Source organism: Bradyrhizobium centrolobii (assembly GCF_001641635.1).
Taxonomy (GTDB): domain Bacteria; phylum Pseudomonadota; class Alphaproteobacteria; order Rhizobiales; family Xanthobacteraceae; genus Bradyrhizobium; species Bradyrhizobium centrolobii.
In genome coordinates, this window is sequence record NZ_LUUB01000078.1 from 240,093 (window position 1) to 256,883 (window position 16,791).

Here is a 16,791-nt window from a genome sequence, read left to right on the forward strand (position 1 = left end):
GCGGCTTAACGGCTCGTTGTTTTGCCGATTCGTGCCCTCTATCTAGGCATCCGCCGGGGCCGCCGCAACGAGGGCCCGGACGTCGATTCAGCAGGGAATTGGAAGAGAGGCATGAACACGTTCGACAAGCGCGAGGAAGGTTTCGAGAAGAAATTCGCCCTTGATGAGGAGCAGAAATTCAAGGCCGAAGCCCGCCGCAACCGGCTGCTCGGCCTGTGGGCGGCCGAAAAGCTCGGTATCACCGGGGATGCGGCCACCGCCTATGCCAAGGAGGTGGTCGCCGCCGACTTCGAGGAAGCCGGGGACAACGACGTGCTGCACAAAGTCTTGCGGGACCTCACCGCCAAGGGCAATGCCGTCACCGAGCGCGACGTCCGCACCAAGATGGACGAACTGCTGGCGCAGGCGGTGGCCCAGGTGAAGGCCGGCACTTGAGGCCTGGCGAATAGCGAGTGGCGGATGGAGGTTTGCTCCATTCGCTCCGCGCTATCTCGCTATTCGCGCCCTTGAAGTCCCACGGACGGGGGGTAATCACTCTCGCCGATCCATAACAGCTCCCGGACTTGCAGCCAGCCTCAGGCAATGCCAAGAGAGCGGGACCATGCCCCAGGATCACATCTCCAACGTTCTCGCCGAACGCTACGCTTCACCCGCCATGCGCGCCATCTGGAGCGGCGAAGGCAAGGTTCGCCTCGAACGCGACTACTGGATCGCCGTACTGAAGGGCCAGCGCGATCTCGGTATCCCGGTGCCCGATGGCGTGATCGAAAGCTACGAGCGCGTGAAGGACCAGATCAACCTGGAGTCCATCATGCGGCGCGAGCGCGTCACCCGCCACGACGTGAAGGCGCGCATCGAGGAGTTTTGCGATCTTGCCGGTCATGAGCACCTGCACAAGGGCATGACCAGCCGCGACCTCACCGAGAACGTGGAGCAACTACAGGTCTACCGCGGGCTGCAGCTCATCGAGACCAAGAGCATTGCCGCGCTCATCCGTTTTGCGAAGCACGCTCGGCAATTGCGCGACATCCCGTTCACTGCGCGCACGCACAACGTGGCCGCGCAGGTCACGACGCTTGGCAAGCGCATCGCCATGTTTGGTGAAGAGATGCTGTTGGCGCATCAGAGCCTGGTCAACGTGCTGCAAACCTATCCCGCTCGCGGCTTGAAGGGCGCAGTGGGCACGCGTCTCGATCAGATCACCCTGTTCAATGGCGATGCCGGCAAGGCACGCGCGCTTGAACAACGCATTCTCGTTCACCTCGGCCTGCCGAAGGCCCTTGATGCCGTTGGCCAGGTGTATCCGCGCAGCCTCGACTTCCGTGCGGTCAGCTTGCTCACCGAGCTCGCCAGCGGTCCCGGCAGCTTCGCCAAGACCATGCGTCTGATGGCGGGCCATGAACTCGCCAGCGAAGGCTTCGCCAAAGGCCAGGTTGGCTCCTCCGCCATGCCGCACAAGATGAACAGCCGCTCCTGCGAGCGCATCAACGGCCTGCATGTGGTGTTGAAGGGCTATCTCGCGATGGCCTCCGGACTCGCCGGTGATCAGTGGAACGAAGGTGACGTCTCCTGCTCCGTTGTCCGCCGCGTGATGCTGCCGGACGCCTTTCTCGCGATGGATGGCCTGCTCGAAACCTTGCTCTCCGTGCTCGATCAGATGGAAGTGTTCGAAGCCGTCGTTGCGACCGAACTCAACCGTTACCTGCCCTTCCTGCTGACCACCACGGTCATGATGGAAGCGGTGAAGAAGGGTGCCGGCCGTGAAGGCGCACACGAGGCGATCAAGGAACATGCCGTCACTGCCATTCGCGACCTGCGCACCGGCAAGATCGTGCAGAACGATCTGCTGCAGCGTCTCGCCGCCGACCAGCGTCTTGGCTTGAGCGAAGCCGACCTGCAGCGCGTGCTCGATCACGGTCGCGCCAATTCCGGCGACGCCGGCGCTCAGGTCGATCACTTCGCCGAGCAAGTCGACGCTCTGGTCCAGGCCAAGCCTGAAGCGGCCAGCTACACGCCAGGCGCGATCCTGTGATGTCGAGGCGAGCCCGAAGGGGCCCACGGCGTGAAGCATTCACTGGAGCGAACAGTGAGCAGCGAATGAGGATGATTCCATTCGCTACGCGCCATTCGACCTCCCCTCACTCCTCCTTGAAGCCGTAGTCCGGCACGTTGCCGCTGGCGCCGTAATATTTGTACGGCAGGAACTTGCCGCTCATGGTGATCTTGACGCGGTCGCCCTTCGGATTGGCAACACGCTCGATCCCCATGTCGAAGTCGATCGCCGACATGATGCCGTCGCCGAACTCCTCCTCGATCAGCGCCTTCCAGGCCGGACCGTTGACCATCACCATTTCATAGAAGCGGTAGATCAGCGGATCCGTCGGCGGCATCGGCGTGCCGGTGCCGCGCATCGGCACCTCGTTGAGCATGGCGGTCTCGGCCTTCGACAGGCCGAACAGCTCGCCGGCGTTGGCAGCCTGCGGCTTGGTCAGCTTCATCTGGCCGAGGATGGCACCGACGATCAGCACCTCGGAATAGCCACCGATCTTCTCGCAGATGTATTTCCAGCTCCAGCCCTTCTCGCGCTTGATGTCGAGCAGCTTTTCGGTGAGGTCTTCGCGTTTCATGTCAGGGTCTCCCTTGGCTAACCATTGTGTCGCGTCAGTCCGTTCCCCTCCGGGAAGCAGGATAGAAGCAACGTCGTTTCGTGTCGCGTTGGATTGCACGAAACGTGCCAGCCAGCGGTCAGGGATTCGCCCTCAGCGCTTTCAGTTCGACGTCCGCGGCCCGGCTTTCAACGAAGGTCTTCGGACAATCGGCCGCTGCCAGCTCAAGCAACCGCAGCGCGTCTTCCTTGGAGCCGCGCTGCAAGGCGAGCTCAGCAGAATAGAAATTCGCCTCGCAGACCTGACCTTTCGTTTTCCGCGCGGAGTCGTCTTGCGCTGATTTGCGCAAAGCCTCGAAAGTCATCTCTCCTAGGAAGAACCGAACGATGGGCGCGGGCCAACGCGACGTGTCGAGCAGTTTCGCGGCCTCATCGAGTTCGCCCGGCGTTCCGCTGCGCTTGCTGACGATCTCGCGCCACAACGCAGCGTAAGCATCCTTGGGGTCGAGCGAAGTTGATCGATCAATATCCGCAAGAGCTTTGGCAAGTGAACCGCTCTGAAAGTGGGCAATCGCCCGCGACCGATAGGCGCGCGCATCTTCCGGGTCCAATTGGATCGCCCGATCGGAGTCGACAATTGCGCGGGCGAAATCGCCTTTCGCGTTGTATGCGCTGGCCCGGTAGTCGAACGCGTCCTTATCTTTCGCGTTGATCCGAATCGCCTCATCGTAGTCATCAATTGCGTGGTCTATATCCCCCTTTTCATTGTACGTGGCGCCGCGCGCCAGAAATATACGCCCGTCGATTGCGTCCAACTCGCTCGCTACGTCGTCTCCGGCGGCACGAGCGACAAGATCGCCGCCCTTGCGATTTGGCTTATTGTGATTCTTCTGAATCGCCTCAGCCTGAGATCCGAGTTGCACCGCCCGCGTGTAGTCGCCAATCGCCCTGTCGTAGTCTCCCTTTCTTGAATAGATGAGACCCCGAGCGTAGTAGGCAATCCGATTCCTTGGGTTCAACTGAATAGCGCGATCAAAGTCAGCATGGGCGCGGTCAAGATTGCCGAGATGATAATACGCGACCGCTCGGCAGTAGTAGGCGAGTTTGTTCGTCGGATCGATTTCGATCGCCGCGCTGTAGTCTGCGATGGCAAGCCCGTACTCGCCTTTGGCGTGGTTCGCACTGCCGCGGTTGAAGTACACTCGAGCAGTACTCTGCCGGCCGTACTTGCCCGGCTGGAGTAGCGAAGTGCAGGCCGCAATTCGCTCGTCGGGTGAGACTTGGGTCAGGGCACTGCACTTCCGTTCGTCAGCAGAGTTTGCGGCAGCAGGCGAAATAAGCGTGATCATCGCCAGCGTCGCTGCCGCGCTCGAAAGCGTGCGGCCTACCCTTCCGATCATGGAGCCCCCGGTGATTTCAAACGCCTCGTCATAGCAACCGGAAGCGCCCTTGCACAGCCCTTGGTTGTCGGCTACCGGACAGATCGGGGTCAGGTCGCCTGCGACATCATCCCCTGCAGCCGCACCAGCTCGGCTTCCAGACCGCGCTCCACGTCCGCGGCGCGAATCTCCAGCACGCGATAATCCCGCGCCTCCAGCCACGCCCGCCGCGCCGCGCGGTCGGCGACGACGGTCTCGCTCTCGCCCGGATTCACCAGCTCGATCGCGATCCGGTGCGGAAAGGAGACGAAGTCCGGGATGTGGCGGCCGACCGGGGTCTGGCGCTTGAACTGGCCGGCGAAGCGGCGGTCGCGCGTGAGCGCCTGCCAGAGCAGGCGCTCGGCATCGGTCGGGTTGCGGCGGAGCAGGCGCGCGAGCCCGCGCACGGTAGAGCCGCTGTCGGGCACCCCGCCGCCCTGCCCGTGCTCGGCCAGAAGCGCGCGCAGCCGCGTTGCCTGGTCGCCGTCGAGCACGCCGCCCTTGGCCGGGCCCTTGCGTCCCTCGGCGATCGCCATCACCACGCCGTGCAGGGTGTGCATGTCCTGCTTGGTCGGCTCCATACGGGTGAAGATGTTGCGCAGGTTGACCAGCATGGTGTCGCGCTTCTCGGCGGGACGTAAGAACTCGACCCGGTCGAGCTCGCGCACGAGGTTCTCGAAGAAGGCCTGCATCTGATGCTGCGAGGCGCGCTCCGAGCGCTCGGGCATGCCGTGCGGCAGCGTGCCCGCTGTCATCAGCTTGAACCATTCGTAGCCGACGAGCAGCACCGCCTGCGCGAGATTCAGCGAGGCAAAGCCCGGATTGACCGGGAAGGTGATGATCCGGTTGGCGAGCGCGACCTCCTCGTTGGTCAGTCCCCAGCGCTCGCGGCCAAAGAGGATGCCGGCCTTTCCGCCGATGGCGAGATGGCCGGCGATCTCGGTCGTCGCCGCTTCCGGGCCGACGACGGGCTTCGCCTGGTCATGGGCCCGGGCGGAGGTGGCGAACAGCAGGTCGAGATCGGCCACCGCCTGCTCGACCGTGTCGAACAGCTCGACCCGCTCCAGGATGTGGTCAGCGCCGGCCGCGGCACGCTGGGCTGCGATGTTGGGCCAGCCGTCGCGCGGGTTGACGATGCGCAAGCGGCTCAGGGCGAAGTTGCCCATGGCGCGGGCCGCCATGCCGATATTCTCGCCGAGCTGCGGCTCGACCAGGATCACGATGGGACCCTCGAGGGCGAGTCCCGGCTTGCTCTTGTCAGTCCCCGACATCTCGTTTTGCTTTCACGCTGGTTCTCAAGGCCTTGCGCAGGCACTCCAAGGAATTGATCAAGCAGGCCTCCGCGGCCGGCTCCGTCCCGTCCGTCCGTCGTTTGCCTGTCCTGACAAAATTCTCAAGGGAAATAACGGGGTTAGAATCGGCTTTTGAATCTCGCCTGAAACTTTACCGCCGGCCCGGCCGGACGGCGGGCCGCGGCTCCCCATCTGCGGAAGCTGGATGAGCTAAAAGTGCATAATCACTTGGCTTTCGCCCGCCGCGTCCCGATGCTATGAGGCCCCGGACATTCCAGCTGGCGCGCCGAAAGCGCCGTTCCCAAGAGGCTTCCCCGATCATGGCAAAAATCAAGGTGACCAACCCCGTCGTCGAACTCGATGGCGACGAGATGACCCGGATCATCTGGCAGTACATCAAGGACAAGCTGATCAACCCGTTCCTCGATGTCCAACTGCTCTATTTCGACCTGGGGATGGAGTACCGCGACAAGACCAATGATCAGGTGACCATCGACGCCGCCGAAGCCGTCAAGAAGGTCGGTGTTGGCGTCAAGTGCGCCACCATTACCCCGGACGAGGCCCGGGTGAAGGAGTTCAACCTCAAGCAGATGTGGAAGTCGCCGAACGGCACCATCCGCAACATCCTCGGCGGCGTGATCTTCCGCGAGCCGATCATCTGCAAGAACGTACCGCGCCTCGTTCCCGGCTGGACCAAGCCGATCATCATCGGCCGCCACGCCTATGGCGACCAGTACCGCGCCACCGACATCAAGTTCCCGGGCAAGGGCACCCTCTCGCTGAAGTTCGTCGGCGAGGACGGCACCGTGATCGAGAAGGAAGTGTTCAAGGCCCCCGGCGCCGGCGTCGCCATGGAGATGTACAATCTCGACGACTCCATCATCGACTTCGCCCGCGCATCGTTCAACTACGGCCTGATGCGCAACTACCCGGTCTATCTCTCGACCAAGAACACCATCCTCAAGGTCTATGACGGCCGCTTCAAGGACATCTTCCAGGACATCTTCGACCGCGAGTTCAAGAAGGAATTCGACGCCAAGGGCCTGACCTACGAGCACCGCCTGATCGACGACATGGTGGCCTCGGCGCTGAAGTGGTCCGGCGGCTACGTCTGGGCCTGTAAGAACTACGACGGCGACGTGCAGTCCGACACGGTCGCGCAGGGCTACGGCTCGCTCGGCCTGATGACCTCGGTGCTGCTCACGCCCGACGGCAAGACAGTGGAAGCCGAAGCCGCCCACGGCACGGTGACCCGCCACTACCGCGAGCACCAGAAGGGCAAGGAGACCTCGACCAACTCGATCGCGTCGATCTTCGCCTGGACCCGTGGTCTCGCCCACCGCGCCAAGCTCGACAACAATCCGGAGCTCGCGAAGTTCGCCTCCACCCTGGAGAAGGTCTGCGTCGACACTGTCGAAGACGGCTACATGACCAAGGACCTCGCGCTCCTCGTCGGTGCCGACCAGCGCTGGCTCTCGACCACCGGCTTCCTCGACAAGGTCGCCGAGAACCTGACGAAGGCGCTGGCGGCATAAGCTGCCATCCGCATTTCCGCCCGACTGGGTCGGACATCATCACGGGCCGCGCCAAAACGCGGCCCGTTCGTTTATTGAGACCTTTGCGCGGAGTCTGACCATGTCCATCAAGCTCGCCGTCTCCTGCCTGTTGCTGCTCCCGGCCATGGTTGGGCCGGCCGCTGCCGCGGAGGCGCTTCCCGAAGCCATCGCCGCGCCCGGCGAGACTGTCGTCTTGAGCGTCCACGCCGAGGGCGCGCAGGTCTATGAGTGCAAGGCGGGCACCGACGGCAAGCTCGCCTGGTCCTTCCGCGAGCCGATCGCCACCCTGCTCGCCGAGGGCAAGACGGTGGGGCGGCACTATGCCGGTCCGAACTGGGAGCACGCCGACGGCAGCGCCGTGGTCGGCAAGACCGTCGGCAACGTACCCGGTGCAACGGCTGCCGATATTCCCTGGCTGAAGCTGGAGGTCACCTCCCGCCGCGGCAGCGGCGTCCTGACGCCCGTCACCACCGTCCAGCGCATCAACACTCATGGCGGCAAGCTCGAGGGTCCTTGCGACAAGGCCGGCGAGTTCAGAAGCGCGCCCTACTCGGCCGAGTACGTCTTCCTGCGCAAGGGCTGATCGCTCAGGTATCGGTGCTTCCGCGCTCCGCCTGGGCTAGCTCCGCTCCCGCGAGATCACCGATCTCTTCCAGCCGCGCCTCCGCGGTCTTACGGACGTGGGCGGCGAGCGTCGGCATGCGCTCGATCAAGGCGTGAAAGTCCTGCGCATCGAGTACCAGGAGACGGGTCTTGCGCGTGGCGGTCACCGTGCCGCTGCGCTTGGTCCTGTGCAGGAGCGCGATCTCGCCGAAGAAGGTGCCGTCGGAAAGGAGCACGTGCTGGCTCGGCAGCGCAATCTCGACCTCGCCGGCGGTGATGAAGTACATCGACGAGGCGGCGTCGCCACGGCGCACCAGGATCTCGCCCTGCTCGATGGTGCGCGCCCGGAGCAGCCGCATGATGTCGGCGATCTCGGATGCTGAAAGATGCGCGAACAGCGGCACCCGCGCCAGCATGCCCCAAGTGACGACGAAGTCGCGCCGCTTCACCTCCTCGGCAAAGGCGGTGGAGATGATCGCGACCGGCAGCGCGATCATGGCGAAGCCGCTGACGATGGCGAAGACGGAGACGAATTTGCCGAGCGCCGTCACCGGCACGACGTCGCCATAGCCGACGGTGCCGAGCGTCACGATCGCCCACCACATCGCCTGCGGGATGGTGCCTAGCTTGTCCGGCTGCACGTCGCGCTCGATGGCGTAGAGCAGCGAGGCGAAGGTGAGCACCACGCCGAACAGGATGACGATGCATCCGATCAGCGCCCGCCGCTCGGCATGCACGGCCGCGAGCAGCGAGCGCATCGCCGGCGAATAGCGGATCAGCTTGAAGAACGGCAGCACGCCGAGTGCGGCGAGCGTCGCGTGCCGGCCGGTGGCCAGCACGATCGCTGCGGGGAGGAACGCCATGAGGTCGATGATGCCGAGCGCGGAGAAGGCATAGCCGAGCCGGTCGGCGAGCGCCGGGCCCCCGCGCGGCGTGTGGCCTGCAACCGTCCACAGCCGCGCAGCATATTCCAGCGCGAACACGATCACGCACAGGATGGTGATCGCCGAGAACAGCACGCCGAATTGCGCGTCCAGATCCGGCACCGAGGCCAGCGTCATCGCGACCACATCGAGCACGATGACGCCGATGATGATCTGGATGAAGCGCGATCCGGCCGAATAGGCCAATGGATCGTGCTCCAACAATTCGTAAAGGCGATCCCTCAGGTTGGGATCGCGCAAGCCACGTCCTCGCGGAACGAGGCGCATGGGACTTTAAGCGTCCGCCATCGCTTTTTCGATCGCCGAGAGCGCCGCCGCCGCATTGGCGCCGTCGGGACCGCCGGCCTGCGCCATGTCGGGCCGGCCGCCGCCGCCCTTGCCGCCGAGCGCTTCGGAGGCGATGCGAACGAGATTGACGGCGTTGAAGCGCGAGGTGAGGTCGGGCGTGACGCCGACCACGACGCCGGCCTTGCCGTCCTCGGTGACGCCGACGATCGCGACCACACCGGAGCCGATCTGCTTCTTGCCGTCATCGGCGAGGCTCTTGAGATCCTTCATCTCGATGCCCTCGACCGCACGCGCCATCAGCTTGACGTCGCCGACCTCGCGCACGCCCGCGGCCGCGCCATTGCCGGCCGACGCGCCGCCACCCATCGCAAGCTTCTTGCGCGCGTCCGACAGCTCGCGCTCGAGCTTCTTGCGCTCGTCCATCAGCGCGGTGATGCGCGCCGGGACGTCCTCGATCGAGGTGCGCAGCTCGGCCGCCGCGGTCTTCGCCAGCGTGATGGTGTCGTTGGCGTGCTTGCGCGCGTAGCGTCCGGTGAGCGCCTCGATGCGGCGAACGCCGGAAGCAACCGCGCTCTCGCCCGTGAGCGTGATCAGGCCGATGTCGCCAGTGCGCTTGACATGGGTGCCGCCGCAGAGCTCGACCGACCAGCCGAGCGCGTTGGCGCCGTGCTCGCGCGCGGTCCTGCCCATCGAGACGACACGGACCTCGTCGCCATATTTCTCGCCGAACAGCGCGCGGGCGCCGGCCTCGCGGGCCTCGTCGACGCCCATGATGCGGGTCGTGACCTCGTCATTCTCCAGCACCACGTCGTTGGCGATGTCCTCGACGCGGGCGAGCTCCTCCGGCGTGATCGGCTTCGGATGCACGAAGTCGAAGCGCAGGCGGTCGGGCGCGACCAGCGAGCCGCGCTGGGCGATGTGGTCGCCGAGCACCTGGCGCAGCGCCTCGTGGAGAAGATGCGTCGCCGAGTGATTGGCGCGGATCGAGGAGCGCCGCGCGTGATCGACCTCGAGCTGCAGCGCGGTGCCGGCCTTCAGCGTGCCCTGCTCCACCGTGCCGGTATGAACGAAGAGATCGCCCACCTTCTTCTGCGTCTCGGTGACGCGGAACTTGATGCCGCCCTCGCCGACCATGACGCCGGTATCGCCGACCTGGCCGCCGGACTCCGCATAGAACGGCGTCTGGTTCAGCACGATCGAGCCGGTCTCGCCGGCCTTGAGGCCGTCGGTTTCCTTGCCGTCCTTGACCAGCGCCGCGACGACGCCTTCGGCGCTCTCGGTCTCATAGCCGAGGAATTCGGTGGCCCCTAGCCGTTCGCGCAGCGGGAACCAGATCGCTTCGCTCGCCGCCTCTCCCGAGCCGGCCCAGGACGCGCGCGCCTTCTCGCGCTGACGCTCCATCGCGTCGCTGAAGGCGGCCTGATCGACGCCGATGCCGCGCGACTTCAGCGCGTCCTGCGTCAAATCGAGCGGGAAGCCATAGGTGTCGTAGAGCGTGAAGGCGACGTCGCCGTCGAACATGTCGCCCTTCTGCAAGCCGGAGCTCTTCTCGTCGAGGATGGCAAGGCCGCGCACCAGCGTCTTGCGGAAGCGGGTCTCCTCCAGCCGCAGCGTTTCCTCGATCAGCTTTTCCGCGCGTACCAGCTCTGGATAGGCCTGGCCCATCTCACGCACCAGCGCCCAGACGAGGCGATGCATCAGCGGCTCTTTCGCGCCCAGGAGCTGCGCATGGCGCATCGCGCGGCGCATGATCCGGCGCAGCACATAGCCGCGGCCTTCGTTCGAGGGCAGCACGCCGTCGGAGACGAGGAAGGCCGAGGAGCGCAGGTGATCGGCGATGACCCTGAACGAGGCGACGGACTGCTCATTCGGTCCGCTGCCAAGCGCGGACGCGGTCGCATCGATCAGCTGACGGAAAAGATCGGTCTCGAAGACGCTGTCGACGCCCTGCAGGATGCAGGCCATGCGCTCGAGCCCCATGCCGGTGTCGATCGAGGGGCGCGGCAGCGGCAAGCGCTCCTCCTTCGTCACCTGCTCGAACTGCATGAAGACGAGGTTCCAGAATTCGAGGAAGCGATCGCCGTCCTCTTCCGGGCTGCCCGGAGGGCCGCCCCAGATGTGCTCGCCGCGATCGATGAAGATCTCCGAGCACGGACCGCACGGGCCGGTATCGCCCATCGCCCAGAAGTTGTCCGAGGTCGGGATGCGGATGATGCGGTCGTCCGAGAAGCCCGCGATCTTCTTCCAGAGCGCGGCGGCATCGTCATCGGTGTGATAGACGGTGACGAGCAGCTTGTCCTTCTTCAGCCCGAAATCCTTGGTGATCAGATTCCATGCGAGCTCGATCGCGCGCTCCTTGAAATAGTCGCCGAAGGAAAAGTTGCCGAGCATCTCGAAGAAGGTGAGATGGCGCGCGGTGTAGCCGACATTGTCGAGGTCGTTGTGCTTGCCGCCGGCGCGCACGCATTTCTGCGAGGTGGTGGCGCGCTGGTAGGGCCGCTTCTCCATCCCCGTGAAGACGTTCTTGAACTGCACCATGCCGGCATTGGTGAACATCAACGTCGGGTCGTTGCGCGGCACCAATGGCGAGGACGGCACGATCTCGTGGCCGTTCTTGGCAAAGAAGTTCAGAAAGGTCGACCTGATCTCGTTGACGCCGCTCATGTTCATCCAATCGGGTGTGCTTGGACCCGCCTCACGCCATCCAAACCTGGGATTTGGGCTGATATCTGCGGGCCAAAGCGCTTTTAGACAAGGCCAGCTTCGCTGTCCAGAAACTGTGCAGACAGATCAGAGGGTTGCCGCAGGCGCGCAATCGACCGTTGATAGACGCTGGAGCCGCGTTGACAGGCTTGGCCCGGCCGTGTTCTGTACCTACCTGTATCGTACGGCCACGTCGGGAGAGACCGGCTTTGGTGCCGGCGCCGAAGGAGCAACCGCCCCGGAAACTCTCAGGCAAAAGGACCGCGTGGCTTTGACAGCATCTGGAAAGAGGCGCCGACGGGCTTGATGCCCGGGTGGCACCCGCCGACGGGATAATACTCTCAGGCAAAGCGACAGATGGGGCTTCGACTGGTTTCCATCGGGGAATCCTCCCCGGGAACCGCGAGGGCCCCTGTGATGCTTGCACGCAACGACCAAAACTCCCTCAGACGTACCCCTCTCTACGGGCTGCACGTGTCCCTTGGCGGCAAAATGGTGCCGTTCGCGGGCTATGAGATGCCGGTCCAGTACCCTGCGGGCGTCCTGAAGGAGCATCTTCACACCCGCACTGCAGCCGGCCTGTTTGACGTGTCCCATATGGGCCAGATCGCGCTGCGGCCGAAATCCGGCAGGGTCGAGGATGCGGCAAAGGCGCTGGAGCGGCTGGTGCCGCAGGACATTATGGCGCTTGCTCCTGGCCGGCAGCGCTATGCCCAGTTTACCAATGAGGACGGCGGCATTCTGGACGACCTGATGGTCGCCAATTTCGGCGATCACCTGTTCCTGGTCGTCAACGCCGCCTGCAAGGCCGAGGACGAGGCGCACCTGCGCGCGCATCTGTCGGATGACTGCACCATCGATTCGCTCGCGGATCGCGCCTTAATCGCGCTGCAGGGGCCGAAGGCGGAATTCGTGCTGGCGAAATTCTGTGCAGAGGCGCCGTCCATGAAGTTCATGGATGCCGGCCCGCACAAGGTCGACGGAATCGAGTGCTTCGTGTCGCGCTCAGGCTACACCGGCGAGGACGGGTTCGAGATCTCGGTTCCCGCAGGCGATGCCGAGCGGCTCGCCAAGGCGCTGCTGGAGAACTCCGACGTGCTGCCGATCGGCCTCGGGGCCCGCGACAGCCTGCGGCTCGAGGCCGGCCTTTGCCTCTACGGCCACGACATCGACACCACGACCACGCCGGTCGAAGCCGCGCTGGAATGGTCGGTGCAGAAGAGCCGCCGCACCGGCGGCGCCCGCGCCGGAGGTTTTCCCGGCGCCGAGAAGATTCTTTCGCAGTTCGACCAGGGCGCGAGCCGCCGCCGCGTCGGCCTGCGCGCCGAGGGCCGCGCGCCGGTGCGCGAGGGCGCGCCGCTGTTTGCGGATGCGACGTCGGGCGAGCCGATCGGAAAGGTCACGTCGGGCGGTTTTGGCCCGAGCCTGAATGCGCCGGTGGCGATGGGCTACGTGCCCACCGCGCAGAGCGCGCTCGGCACACAACTCTTCGCGGAGGTGCGCGGCCAGCGCCTGGCCCTGCAAGTCGCCGCCATGCCTTTCGTGAAAAACACCTACAAACGCTGAGGATCGAGAATGACCATGACGCTGTACACCTCCGACCATGAATGGCTGGCCATCGACGGCGATGTCGCCACCGTCGGCATCACCGACTACGCGCAGCAGCAGCTCGGCGACGTCGTGTTTGTCGAACTGCCCAAGATTGGCCGCACCCTCAAGAAGGCGGAAGCTGCGGCGGTGGTCGAATCCGTGAAGGCCGCCTCCGACGTCTACGCGCCGGTCTCCGGCGAGGTGCTCGAGGTGAACGAGGCTCTCGCGGGCGAACCGGCGCTGATCAACTCGGATGCGCAAGGTCAGGCCTGGTTCTTCAAGATCAAGATTGCCGACAAGAGCGAGCTCGGCGGCCTCATGGATGAAGCCGCCTACAAGGCGCACACGGCGTGAGATGAAGCGAGCAGTCACCCCATACTCAATGTCATCGTCCGCGAAGGCGGACGATCCAGTACGCCGCGGCCTCTCAGCTCGAGCTCGAAGGGTTGCGTTTACTGGATGCCCCGCCGGACTGTCATCGGGCGGCGCTTTGCGCCGACCCGGTGGCGGGGCATGACGACGAAATCTAAGGCAAGGACCCATGATGACCGCGCACCGCAAATCCAACGGCGACACCGCCACCTTCGTTCGCCGTCATATCGGCCCGTCGGCGCCCGATGTCGCCGCGATGCTGGAGACCGTCGGCGCAAAGAGCGTCGATGCGCTGATGGGGGAGACGCTGCCCGCCTCGATCCGGCAGGTCGCCCCGCTCGATCTCGGCAAGCCGCTGAGCGAAACCGAGGCGATCGCGCATATGGGCGAGCTCGCAGCCCAGAACCAGGTCTTCACCTCGCTGATCGGCCAGGGCTATTCCGGCACGATCCTGCCCGCCGTTATCCAGCGCAACATTCTCGAAAATCCTGCCTGGTACACCGCCTACACGCCCTATCAGCCCGAGATCAGCCAGGGCCGGCTGGAGGCGCTGTTCAATTTCCAGACGATGATCTGCGACCTTACCGGGCTCGACGTCGCCAACGCCTCGCTGCTCGATGAGGCGACCGCGGCGGCCGAGGCGATGGCGCTCGCAGAACGGCACTCGCAGGTGAAAGCGAAAGCCTTCTTGGTCGACAAGGACGTGCATCCGCAGACACTCGCGGTGATGCGCACCCGCGCAGAACCGTTGGGCTGGAACCTGATCGTCGGCGATCCCCTCGCTGATCTCGATAAGGCAGACGTGCTTGGTGCGCTGCTGCAATATCCGGGCACTTCGGGTGCGGTGCGTGACCTGCGGCAGGCAATTGCGACGCTGCGCGCCAAGGGCGCACTCGCGATCGTTGCCGCCGATCTGCTGGCGCTGACACTGCTCGCCTCGCCCGGCGAGCTCGGCGCAGACATCGCGATCGGCTCGGCGCAGCGGTTCGGCGTGCCGATGGGCTATGGCGGGCCGCACGCGGCCTATATGGCGGTGCGCGATGCGCTCAAGCGCTCGCTGCCGGGCCGTATCGTCGGGCTCTCCGTCGACTCGCGCGGCGCACCGGCCTATCGCCTCGCGCTCCAGACCCGTGAGCAGCATATCCGCCGCGAGAAGGCGACTTCCAACATCTGCACCGCACAGGTGCTCCTCGCCGTGATCGCTTCGATGTACGCGGTCTATCACGGGCCCGAAGGGCTCGCGCAGATCGCGCGCACCGTGCATCGGCGCACCGCCGTGCTGGCTGCCGGCCTGCGCAAGCTCGGCTTCGCACCGCAATCCGAAAGCTTCTTCGATACGGTGACGGTGGATGCCGGCGCACACCGCAACGCGATCGTCGCGCGCGCGACGTCTGAGCGGATCAATCTCGGCCTCGGCGGCGCGGGTCTGCGCATCGCGCTGGACGAGACCACCACGCCGGCAACCATTGAGGCGGTCTGGCGCGCCTTCGGCGGCACCTTGTCCTATGCCGAGATCGACGCCGCGACGCGGGAGACGCTACCGGACGCATTGAAGCGCACGACCGGCTTCCTCACCCATCCGGTATTCCACGCGCATCGCTCGGAAACCGAGATGCTGCGCTACATGCGCAAGCTCAGCGATCGCGACCTCGCGCTCGACCGCGCGATGATCCCGCTGGGATCCTGCACCATGAAGCTGAACGCGACCACCGAGATGATGCCGCTGACCTGGCCGGAGTTCGCGACGCTGCACCCGTTTGCCCCGCGCGAGCAGGCGGCTGGTTACCACGCGTTATTCGCCCGACTTGAAAAGTGGCTGTGCGACATCACCGGCTATGACGCGATCTCGCTGCAGCCGAATTCGGGCGCGCAGGGCGAATATGCCGGCCTGCTCGCGATCCGCGGCTACCATTCCTCGCGCGGTGAAAGCCACCGCAAGATCTGCCTGATCCCTTCTTCCGCCCACGGTACCAACCCGGCGTCCGCCGCGATGGTCGGCATGGACGTGGTGGTGGTCGCCTGCGAGAAGAATGGCGACGTCGACGTCAATGATCTCCGCGCCAAAGCCGAGAAGCATTCGAACGATCTCGCCGCGGTCATGATCACCTATCCCTCGACGCATGGCGTGTTCGAGGAGCACATCCGCGAGATCTGCGACATCGTCCACGACCATGGCGGCCAGGTCTATCTCGACGGCGCCAATCTGAACGCGCAGGTCGGCCTGTCGCGGCCCGGCGACTACGGCGCCGACGTCAGTCATCTCAACCTGCACAAGACCTTCTGCATCCCGCATGGCGGCGGCGGCCCGGGCATGGGCCCGATCGGCGTCAAAGCGCATCTCGCTCCGTTCCTGCCAAGTCATCCTGAAAATCGCCATCCCGCGACGAACGCGGATGCGCCGGTCGGACCGGTCTCGGCCGCACCGTTCGGCTCGGCTTCGATCCTCACCATCTCCTACATCTACATCCTGATGATGGGCGGCGAAGGCTTGAAGCGTGCGACCGAGATCGCAATCCTCAACGCCAATTATGTCGCCGCGCGCCTGGAGCCGCATTTCCCGGTGCTCTACAAGAACGCCAAAGGGCGCGTGGCGCATGAATGCATCGTCGACCCGCGGCAGCTCAAGACGACGAGCGGCGTCACTGTCGACGACATCGCAAAGCGCCTGATCGACTACGGCTTCCACGCTCCGACCATGAGCTTCCCGGTGCCGGGCACGCTGATGATCGAGCCGACCGAGTCGGAATCGAAGGCGGAGCTGGATCGTTTTTGTGATGCGATGATCGCGATCCGCAAGGAGATCGCCGAGGTCGAGAGCGGACGCTTCAAGATCGAGGCCTCACCGCTGCGCCATGCCCCACACACCGTGCACGACATCGCCGACGACAACTGGACTCGCGCCTATACCCGCGCCGAGGGCTGCTTCCCCGCCGGCACCTCGCGCACCGACAAATACTGGTGTCCGGTGGGACGCGTCGACAATGTCTATGGCGACCGCAATTTGGTGTGCTCCTGCCCGCCGGTGAGCGATTACGCGGAGGCGGCGGAGTAAGGCGCGTATCGAAGGCCGGGAGCGAAGCACAGCTTCGTCCCTGGTTCGATATTTTACTTCTTTTTGGGGAGAGCATCCCGGCGCAAGGTCAAGCGAACCCACCACCCCTCATTTCGGCGGTGAAGAAAGCGATGGGTTTCGCTGCGCTCTACCCATCCTACATCTCAACTCGTATCAAGGTTTGACCAGCGAACGGGTCTCGCGGTCCCACCGCCAGAGCCGTTCGCTGGTCAGTTCAGTACCGCCCCACCAGCGCTGGATCGTGTTGTGGCGGACGAACTGGTCAAGATCAGACGCTTCATCGCGCCCCCCGATCACAACCATGCCAAAACGAAACGGGCGCCGAAGACGTCGGCAACTCAACGTCC

The 16,791-nt window shown here is 64.7% G+C and carries 12 protein-coding genes and 1 riboswitch; of the genes, 7 read left to right on the forward strand and 5 right to left on the reverse strand.

What is annotated here, in order from left to right:
• Window positions 1–111 precede the first annotated feature (111 nt).
• Window positions 112–435 carry a DUF1476 domain-containing protein gene (locus tag AYJ54_RS25945; RefSeq protein ID WP_063703290.1) on the forward strand — a complete coding sequence of 108 codons (324 nt, stop codon included), beginning with the start codon at window positions 112–114 and terminating at the stop codon, window positions 433–435.
• A gap of 166 nt (window positions 436–601) precedes the next feature.
• Window positions 602–2,032 (forward strand): adenylosuccinate lyase, encoded by a 1,431-nt coding sequence (purB, locus tag AYJ54_RS25950; protein WP_082905854.1) that lies wholly within the window; start codon window positions 602–604, stop codon window positions 2,030–2,032.
• 106 nt (window positions 2,033–2,138) lie between these two features.
• Here purB and cynS read toward each other — a convergent pair whose 3' ends face one another.
• From cynS to AYJ54_RS25965, 3 genes are all read right to left on the reverse strand, one after another.
• On the reverse strand, window positions 2,139–2,627 hold the full coding sequence (gene cynS, locus AYJ54_RS25955) for a cyanase (RefSeq protein WP_063703292.1): 489 nt from the start codon (window positions 2,625–2,627) through the stop codon (window positions 2,139–2,141).
• A gap of 118 nt (window positions 2,628–2,745) precedes the next feature.
• Window positions 2,746–4,005, reverse strand: a complete 1,260-nt coding sequence (locus AYJ54_RS25960; protein WP_063703294.1) for a tetratricopeptide repeat protein — start codon at window positions 4,003–4,005, stop codon at window positions 2,746–2,748.
• Between the two features lie 89 nt (window positions 4,006–4,094).
• On the reverse strand, window positions 4,095–5,294 hold the full coding sequence (locus AYJ54_RS25965; RefSeq protein WP_063703296.1) for a TrmJ/YjtD family RNA methyltransferase: 1,200 nt from the start codon (window positions 5,292–5,294) through the stop codon (window positions 4,095–4,097).
• A 341-nt stretch (window positions 5,295–5,635) separates the two neighbouring features.
• Here AYJ54_RS25965 and AYJ54_RS25970 point away from each other — a divergent pair, with 341 nt between their 5' ends.
• Both AYJ54_RS25970 and AYJ54_RS25975 read left to right on the forward strand, forming a co-directional pair.
• Window positions 5,636–6,850, forward strand: a complete 1,215-nt coding sequence (locus AYJ54_RS25970; RefSeq protein WP_063703298.1) for an NADP-dependent isocitrate dehydrogenase — start codon at window positions 5,636–5,638, stop codon at window positions 6,848–6,850.
• A gap of 100 nt (window positions 6,851–6,950) precedes the next feature.
• Complete coding sequence (locus tag AYJ54_RS25975) at window positions 6,951–7,454, forward strand: DUF3455 domain-containing protein (RefSeq protein WP_063703300.1); 504 nt, start codon at window positions 6,951–6,953, stop codon at window positions 7,452–7,454.
• A gap of 4 nt (window positions 7,455–7,458) precedes the next feature.
• Here AYJ54_RS25975 and AYJ54_RS25980 read toward each other — a convergent pair whose 3' ends face one another.
• Together AYJ54_RS25980 and alaS are read right to left on the reverse strand one after the other, a co-directional pair.
• Window positions 7,459–8,685 carry a cyclic nucleotide-gated ion channel gene (locus AYJ54_RS25980; RefSeq protein ID WP_063703302.1) on the reverse strand — a complete coding sequence of 409 codons (1,227 nt, stop codon included), beginning with the start codon at window positions 8,683–8,685 and terminating at the stop codon, window positions 7,459–7,461.
• A 6-nt stretch (window positions 8,686–8,691) separates the two neighbouring features.
• Complete coding sequence (gene alaS / locus AYJ54_RS25985) at window positions 8,692–11,370, reverse strand: alanine--tRNA ligase (protein ID WP_063703401.1); 2,679 nt, start codon at window positions 11,368–11,370, stop codon at window positions 8,692–8,694.
• A 223-nt stretch (window positions 11,371–11,593) separates the two neighbouring features.
• Window positions 11,594–11,682: riboswitch (glycine riboswitch) on the forward strand.
• A gap of 144 nt (window positions 11,683–11,826) precedes the next feature.
• Between alaS and gcvT the strand changes: the two genes are divergently transcribed.
• From gcvT to gcvP, 3 genes are all read left to right on the forward strand, one after another.
• A complete protein-coding gene (gene gcvT, locus AYJ54_RS25990) occupies window positions 11,827–12,975 on the forward strand; it encodes a glycine cleavage system aminomethyltransferase GcvT (RefSeq protein ID WP_063703304.1) in 1,149 nt (382 codons plus the stop codon).
• 9 nt (window positions 12,976–12,984) lie between these two features.
• Window positions 12,985–13,353, forward strand: a complete 369-nt coding sequence (gene gcvH, locus AYJ54_RS25995) for a glycine cleavage system protein GcvH (protein WP_063703306.1) — start codon at window positions 12,985–12,987, stop codon at window positions 13,351–13,353.
• A 190-nt stretch (window positions 13,354–13,543) separates the two neighbouring features.
• On the forward strand, window positions 13,544–16,423 hold the full coding sequence (gcvP, locus tag AYJ54_RS26000) for an aminomethyl-transferring glycine dehydrogenase (protein ID WP_063703403.1): 2,880 nt from the start codon (window positions 13,544–13,546) through the stop codon (window positions 16,421–16,423).
• Window positions 16,424–16,791: the final 368 nt, after the last annotated feature.

Excerpts from the sequence above, each read along its gene's own strand:
- gcvH (WP_063703306.1), top strand. The coding sequence starts at position 12,985 with ATGACCATGACGCTGTACACCTCCGACCATGAATGGCTGGCCATCGAC.
- AYJ54_RS25970 (WP_063703298.1), top strand. The coding sequence starts at position 5,636 with ATGGCAAAAATCAAGGTGACCAACCCCGTCGTCGAACTCGATGGCGAC.
- AYJ54_RS25965 (WP_063703296.1), bottom strand. The coding sequence starts at position 5,294 with ATGTCGGGGACTGACAAGAGCAAGCCGGGACTCGCCCTCGAGGGTCCC.
- cynS (WP_063703292.1), bottom strand. The coding sequence starts at position 2,627 with ATGAAACGCGAAGACCTCACCGAAAAGCTGCTCGACATCAAGCGCGAG.
- AYJ54_RS25945 (WP_063703290.1), top strand. The coding sequence starts at position 112 with ATGAACACGTTCGACAAGCGCGAGGAAGGTTTCGAGAAGAAATTCGCC.
- AYJ54_RS25975 (WP_063703300.1), top strand. The coding sequence starts at position 6,951 with ATGTCCATCAAGCTCGCCGTCTCCTGCCTGTTGCTGCTCCCGGCCATG.
- AYJ54_RS25960 (WP_063703294.1), bottom strand. The coding sequence starts at position 4,005 with ATGATCGGAAGGGTAGGCCGCACGCTTTCGAGCGCGGCAGCGACGCTG.
- gcvT (WP_063703304.1), top strand. The coding sequence starts at position 11,827 with ATGCTTGCACGCAACGACCAAAACTCCCTCAGACGTACCCCTCTCTAC.
- alaS (WP_063703401.1), bottom strand. The coding sequence starts at position 11,370 with ATGAGCGGCGTCAACGAGATCAGGTCGACCTTTCTGAACTTCTTTGCC.
- gcvP (WP_063703403.1), top strand. The coding sequence starts at position 13,544 with ATGACCGCGCACCGCAAATCCAACGGCGACACCGCCACCTTCGTTCGC.
- AYJ54_RS25980 (WP_063703302.1), bottom strand. The coding sequence starts at position 8,685 with ATGCGCCTCGTTCCGCGAGGACGTGGCTTGCGCGATCCCAACCTGAGG.
- purB (WP_082905854.1), top strand. The coding sequence starts at position 602 with ATGCCCCAGGATCACATCTCCAACGTTCTCGCCGAACGCTACGCTTCA.